The organism is Microbacterium sp. P5_B6, assembly GCF_056400345.1.
The window spans coordinates 1-3,509 of sequence record NZ_JBFULL010000053.1; the positions used below are offsets into that span (position 1 = coordinate 1).

Consider the following 3,509-nt stretch of genomic DNA (forward strand, 5'->3'; position numbering starts at 1 on the left):
GGGTACGGATGTCCCCGCGGTGGTCGGTATCGAGGGTGACGGCTCGCTGCTCATGAACCCGAACGTGCTCCCGACGGGAGGCTTCCTTCAGCCAAAGAACCTGCTCATCGTGCTGCTCGACAACGCCGTCTACGGCTCCACGGGCGGGCTTCCGACGTACGCCAGCAGGGTCGATCTCGCTGCGCTGGCCGCCGCGGCCGGATGGAAGACATCAAAGGCTGATGGACCGGAGACACTGCGATCTGGGTTCGCTGAGCACATCGCTTCGGGCGGCCCGTCCTTCCTCCATGTCACGATCGAGGCCGGCAATGCGAGCGACGTCGCGAAGTTGCTCATCGACCCCGTCACCATCACGAATCGTTTCAGCAACTGGCTGAAGGCCCAGACCGGGCGGAACTGATGTCACCCATGGAAAGCGCAAAGAGTGCATACGCCACGGTCGACGTCATCGATCCGTCGACGGGCGATGTCATCAATTCTTTCGCCTACACGAGCGAGGACGCGATCGACAGCCTGCTCGACGATGTTGCGGGCACGGCACGGCAATGGGGCATGACGACACCTGAGACGCGGKCCCGAGCGATCCGACGACTGGGCGACATTCTCCACCAGCGCAGAGAKCCGCTTGCGCGGCAGATCACCAGGGAAATGGGCAAGCCCCTCGCTCAGGCTCTCGGAGAAATCGATAAGTGTGTGCACGCCTGCGAGTACTACGGCGCGAGCCTTCCCGCGATGCTGGAGCCCGAGCGTGTGGATCTCGGGGGGGACGCGGGAAAGGTTCGGCTGGTTCCGCTCGGCGTGGTGCTCGCGATCCTGCCGTGGAACTACCCCTGGTGGCAGGTCATTCGGGCGATGCTGCCAGCCATTGCAGCGGGAAACACAGTGGTGCTCAAGCATGCGGACTCCGTCACCGGCGCCGCCCTCGAGATCGAGACTGTCTTCCGCCAGGCCTTCGGCAACCCAGTGCTGCGGACCGTCATCGCCGATCCGGCCACCACGTCGCGTCTGATCGACGACCCGAGGATAACCGCGGTCACCTTCACGGGAAGCGACCGCGTCGGTGCTCTTGTGGCCGCCCGTGCCGGCGCGGCGCTCAAGAAGTGTGTTCTCGAACTTGGCGGATCGGACCCTTTCATCGTTCTCTCCGACGCGAATATCGAGGCCGCCGYGGCGGCGGCAGTCAGATCTCGATTCCTCAACAATGGGCAAAGCTGCATCGCCGCAAAGCGCATCCTGGTCCACGACCGGATCAAGGCTGCGTTCATTGCGGCCATGGTGCCGCGGGTCCAGGCCCTCCGCGTCGGCGACCCGACGCAAGAGACAGTAGACGTTGGGCCCCTCGCCCGGTTCGATCTGCGGGACACACTGCGGGCACAACGCGAGCGAGCTTTAGCGGAGGGCGGAGTCGTACTTGCCGAGGCCGAGGCACCCATCGGAGCTGGAGCGTGGTTCGCCCCAACGATCGTCGAAGTTCCCGATCGTTCATCGATCCTCATGACGGATGAGACGTTCGGTCCGCTCGGCGCACTCAGCTCTGCGCCGACAGATCGGGAACTGATCGACATGGCAAATGACTCGCGTTTCGGGCTGAGCTCAAGCATCTGGGGCGAGGACCTGGAACACGCCGAGGAACTGTCCTCTCTAATCAACGCTGGATCGGTCTTCATCAATGCAATCTCGGCAACCGATCCTCGACTGCCGACCGGGGGCGTGAAAGCCAGCGGATACGGCCGCGAACTCGGCAAATGGSGGATCGCCGAAATGGCGAACGTCCAGTCTCTTCGGATCCATCGAATCTGACCGCCCAAGCCCCGCGCCACCCACGTATTCCGAACATCGCGCTCGGGACTTCGTTGCCGTGAGGCTAGTCCAAAGGCCCCGTATCGCAAGGAGATCTGACGTGCGCGCTATCCCTTCCTCGTCGATGCGGCGACCGTTGACCATCTCACGAGCAACTTACGAAAGGACGTCGAGCTATGAGGGTGTTTCAGATCGGAGCAGCTGGGGGCGTCGGCCGTCGGCTCGCCGCCCGCCTCGTGGAACGCGGGGATGAAGTCTCTGGCATGCATCGCGCCGAGGCGCAGTCGACGGTCATCGAAGCGACCGKGGCGATACCGGTTCTCGGCGACCTCATCGAGGATTCGATTGAAGAACTCGCTGAACGCTTCCACGGGCACGATGCAGTTGTGTTCTCAGCCGGCGCCCACGGAACGGGGGTGGAGTTCACCTCCCTGATCGATGGAAAGGGTCTTGAGAAAGCAGCCGAAGCCGCACTGAAGGCAGGCGTCTTCCGGTTCATCCTCGTGTCCGCTTTCCCAGACGTCTCGCGCGAGCGGGAGCCCGATTCGAGGTTCGAGCACTACATGCGGGTCAAGAAAGCCGCTGACGGCTATCTCTCCGGTACCGATCTCGACTGGCTCATCGTGCGACCAAGTGTTCTGCTCGATGGGCAGGGCGACGGTTTGGTCGCGGCAGGACTCGCCTTGCCTTACGGCACGGTGCACCGTGAGAACGTCGCGGAGTTCATTGCCGAGGCCCTGCATACTCCGCGACTGAATCGCACTCTCATCGAACTCAATGACGGTGCCGAATCTTTCGTCAGTGAGGTTGCGCGTCTGGCCGAAGCTACGTCACGCCCGCATAGATGAGCAGTGGTGATTTTGACCCGCAACTGCGTCTGTCCTCGCCACCCACGGCATCATTTCCCCCAACGAGCTCAGACCCCCGACGCCCGAGCCGTGGACCGTCTGAATCTGGAGTCAATTATGAAAGCTGTCGGAGTGCTCGAGTTCGGTGGGCCTGAAGCCCTCCGCGTGCACCACCTTCCCGAGCCCCATCCGGGTCCGCGAGAAGCCCGCATCCGCGTCCGCGCGTTCGCGGTCAGCCCGACGGACCTGATGCTGCGCCGCGGCGACACCGACACCAGCAATGCGACAGCCCCCTTTGTCCCGGGGATGGATGCGGCCGGCGTCATCGATGCGGTCGGCAAGGGCAGCAGCTGGAGAGTCGGCGACGAGGTCATGGCGATCGCTTTGCCGCTCTCCACCAATGGTGGGGCCTATGTGGAGCTCCTCGTGGGTCCCGACGACTCCATGGCTCGCATTCCTGCCGGGCACTCGTTTGAACAAGCCGCAACTCTCCCGATGAACGGCCTCACGGCGACTCAGGTCCTGGAACTCGCGAATCTTGAACCCGGGCAGATTCTCACCGTGACGGGAGCAGCAGGGACACTCGGCAGCTACATCATCCAACTCGCGAAGGCGCAGGGGCTGATCGTCGTAGCGGATGCCGCATCGAAGGATTCAGACCTTGTCCGCTCATTTGGCGCCGACCACATCCTCGATCGTGGCGACGATCTCGTCGACCGCGTCCGAGCGCTGTACCCCGATGGTGTCGACGCCGTCGCGGATGCCGCGCTCCTCCACGAGAAGATCGTGCCAGCTCTCCGCGATGGTGGTGCGTTCATCGCCCTACGGGGCTGGAGGGGAGAACCTGCGCGAGGCATTCGC

Annotated in this window: 4 protein-coding genes; all 4 read left to right on the forward strand. The window is 63.5% G+C overall.

What is annotated here, in order from left to right; genetic code table 11:
- The coding region (locus AC1DP3_RS18060) for a thiamine pyrophosphate-dependent enzyme (protein ID WP_477295714.1) at positions 1-400 on the forward strand (400 nt) is incomplete at its 5' end.
- An 8-nt stretch (positions 401-408) separates the two neighbouring features.
- A complete protein-coding gene (locus AC1DP3_RS18065; protein ID WP_477295715.1) occupies positions 409-1,800 on the forward strand; it encodes an aldehyde dehydrogenase family protein in 1,392 nt (463 codons plus the stop codon).
- 176 nt (positions 1,801-1,976) lie between these two features.
- Positions 1,977-2,648, forward strand: coding sequence for an NAD(P)H-binding protein (locus tag AC1DP3_RS18070; RefSeq protein ID WP_477295717.1), 672 nt, complete (start codon positions 1,977-1,979; stop codon positions 2,646-2,648).
- Positions 2,649-2,765: 117 nt separating this feature from the next.
- The coding region (locus tag AC1DP3_RS18075; RefSeq protein WP_477295719.1) for an NADP-dependent oxidoreductase at positions 2,766-3,509 on the forward strand (744 nt) is incomplete at its 3' end.